Origin of the sequence: Salinivibrio sp. MA427 (assembly GCF_001996115.1) — a bacterium.
In the GTDB taxonomy this organism is placed as follows: domain Bacteria; phylum Pseudomonadota; class Gammaproteobacteria; order Enterobacterales; family Vibrionaceae; genus Salinivibrio; species Salinivibrio costicola.
Window position 1 is genome coordinate 1 of record NZ_MUFH01000297.1, and the last position, 2,942, is coordinate 2,942.

The 2,942-nt window shown below is 40.9% G+C and carries 3 protein-coding genes; 1 reads left to right on the forward strand and 2 read right to left on the reverse strand.

Annotated features, from left to right (window positions below; translation table 11 throughout):
• A partial coding sequence (locus tag BZG79_RS13515) for an inovirus-type Gp2 protein (RefSeq protein WP_199877884.1) occupies positions 1-456 on the reverse strand: 456 nt, incomplete at its 3' end.
• A gap of 388 nt (positions 457-844) precedes the next feature.
• Between BZG79_RS13515 and BZG79_RS13520 the strand changes: the two genes are divergently transcribed.
• Complete coding sequence (locus BZG79_RS13520) at positions 845-1,810, forward strand: hypothetical protein (RefSeq protein WP_077774662.1); 966 nt, start codon at positions 845-847, stop codon at positions 1,808-1,810.
• A gap of 92 nt (positions 1,811-1,902) precedes the next feature.
• Here BZG79_RS13520 and BZG79_RS13525 read toward each other — a convergent pair.
• On the reverse strand, positions 1,903-2,942 hold a 1,040-nt coding region (locus BZG79_RS13525; protein WP_199877885.1), incomplete at its 5' end, for a hypothetical protein.

Below are 2,942 nucleotides of genomic sequence, written 5' to 3' on the forward strand. Positions count from 1 at the left end.
GACAATGATATTATATAAACCATCACCGCATTCAACATTCTCAAACTTCCCCCAGCAATAAAACCTATCCTTGTTTAATACCAACGCGAAATGATAATGATCGTTGTGTGAATGATTACGCTCCCTTGCCCAGGCATATCGCACTTTACAACGGTGCACCCGCTTACCCTTCGCTCGCTTCTCACACTCTTGCTTTGCCATTTCTAATTCAATAGCTCGAATAAATCGTTTAATCGTGCCTTTTTTCCATCGCTCGAAGGAGAGGGCCTCATCACGCTTCAGAAAGTCATCAGACTCATCAGTAGCTGGAAACCTTAAGTCAAGACGAGCAACAGTGAGGTTATTATAGTCCTGATAACCATCAGCTAACATATTGCGTATTTTCTCTAAGTAACGTGCCTTACATTCATTGATAGGTAGAAGGATAGGAAAGTCTTTGTATGTATGTGTGTCCATCTCATGCTCCTCTGTGAGTACTACAAAGGAACACTGGTTATATTATTTTTTACCTTATCTTCTTTACTGGTAATGGGTATATGAAGAGAAGAGCGAATACGTATATTACTATACCGACAACTCCCCTTACTCCTGTGAGCATGTCACCCACCAGCCAACCTAGCCTCTCCCTCTATCACCGACGATCTGAGCATGTGGAAGTTATGAGCCACCCCCAAAGGCGAGCATAACCCCAATGCCGTTTTATGCACACTATTGTCACCCAAAAGGCAAAAAATGACACTTTTTGTGATCACAATCACACTAAGAACGAAAGGCGAAAAACTCACTTTTTATCACATGAAGAAGGTGATAAAACGGGGCTAAAAGAACAAGCAAGCTGATTAACATGCAAAAACAAGTCATACATACACATCTTTCGACAGCTATACATACGGAAAGAGAGTTAGCTTTCTTTTGGGGTAAAATCCTCGAGGAAGGTCTCATAGAGCTAGGGCCTGAAAGGAGGAAAAGCGTAACCGCCGACATTGAAAGTCAGCCTACACTCGATAAAGCAATAAAGCTTCTATCTGTCATAATCGATAAAGAAGTAAAATACAGTCTAGAGGAAACCGGAAGATTTCTAAAAAGAACAAAGGATAAACTACATGATGAAAAGTTAAAAAATTATGACATCAAGAACCTTTGCGATGAAGATAGAAAAACAAACTGGCTGTGGTGCTACATAAGAAAAAATTCAAAAAAACGGGTAATGATTTTGAGGCACAAGGAGCCCCAGAAAGGAATAATAATCGAAAATTTTACACCCATAACTCTTGAACTAGATGACAAATACCTAAAAGAAAAACGCCCAAACACGACAGAAGAAAAAAGAGAACAAATAGAGAGCTGTTTTATTTTTTCGCCCTATTCTGAGAAGGAGGAGAAAATATTATCGAACCACTTAAAAAGTGAGTGGCTTAAAAACAGCAAACGGAATGAAATGATAAAATGGTTAGATGGCTGCCACCACAATCAGCTTATATGGGCTTATGAACACATTCAAAAAAAAGAAGAAATAAAGTACACTTGGACACCGTCTAGCATTGAGGATAGGAAGTCAGTCCTTGTAGCGGTTTATGATCTCATCCCTGAAAGCGATAAAAAAAAGTTCATCGATAGATTCAGGAGCACCTGGAGCTCAAAGAAGTCTAGAAATAAACAAAGAGGAGACACACTAGAAATAGAAAATGAAGTGCTTGATAAACTCGACAAACTGGCTGAAGAGACTCAAAGCACTCCCCAGGACGTTATAAAAAAACTCATTACCATTCTGGATTGGGACGAGATTTTGGACATACTGGAGAGTGAGTAAGTGGTGGAGCTCTAGGTCAACGATGAGAGTTAACGAGAAAGGGAGCCGAATGATTGACTCCTTTGGTCATAAACTGGACAGAAAAATGTAACTTAACCAGTTACCGACTTTACCCAGGAATACATATCTCGGAACCACTGCGCATAATGCTGTAGGCTCCAGTTTCCTTCGTCAAACTGTGACATCCAGTACTGAGCAGCGGCTTTATCATCAAAGAGCTTTAAGTAAAAATAAGCGACACCGACCATTACCTCCTCAAAGCCGCCGGAGACTCTTCGTTCATTAAGGATTTCTTCGGCTGCATAAAGCGCAGAGATAGCCGTATCTTGATGTTGTTCTTTTAGGTCAATCGCCCACGATGGCTTATGAGAGAAAAACTGGTCAAGATAGGCAACGTATTCGTCACAAATAATCATCCATGCGTGAATAGCTACGCGATGAATCCTCTTACTCTGGTGTAACTCTGCACTTTCCTTTTGGCATTTGAACAGGCTTTCCAGTGCCTGCTTGGGGAAGCTTGCAGTACTTTGACGTATACGAATTTTTTCAAGGTAATGTTGCAGACCAAGCCAGTGTATACGCTGGTTCACTAGCGCGGGCGGTAGTGTCTCAAGTTGAGCTTTAACAGTATCACTCAGCGCAATAGCAATCGAATCACAACGATCTAACAGGCCATTAAGTTCCGCAATTACAGATCGTTGGCCCTTGTTGGTAAGGATGACTTGCGTGATATTATGGCTAATTTCTTTCAAAGCAGATAACTGTTCTGATGCACTCAACAGATAGAGTTCATCAAAAATTTCTCCTATCTGCGCAACAAAGTCCTTAGTATCTGACTGTAGTCCATCATTAAAGTACATTCGAAGCCTAGTGATTTTGACCGTCAGCTTTTGTGCGGCGGTGCAATTCCAATGAGGAAAGTGTTCTTCGAATGTTGCGTAAGCCACTTTTAGTAATTCAACACTTTGCGCTTCACGCGCTGTATCGATTACGACGTTATGCCACATCAAGATTTGTTCTGGCTGTGATTGATTAATAAGCGATAAGACTTCGTTGAGAAGCTCCTTTGCGTTTTTTAGTTCGCCATTCCGCACCATTTCTATAGCTAGGTTATGAATAAGGTACTCAATAG

What these genes read in the sequence shown, in the direction of transcription:
- BZG79_RS13520 (WP_077774662.1), top strand. Translation starts at nt 845, where the DNA reads ATGCAAAAACAAGTCATACATACACATCTTTCGACAGCTATACATACG.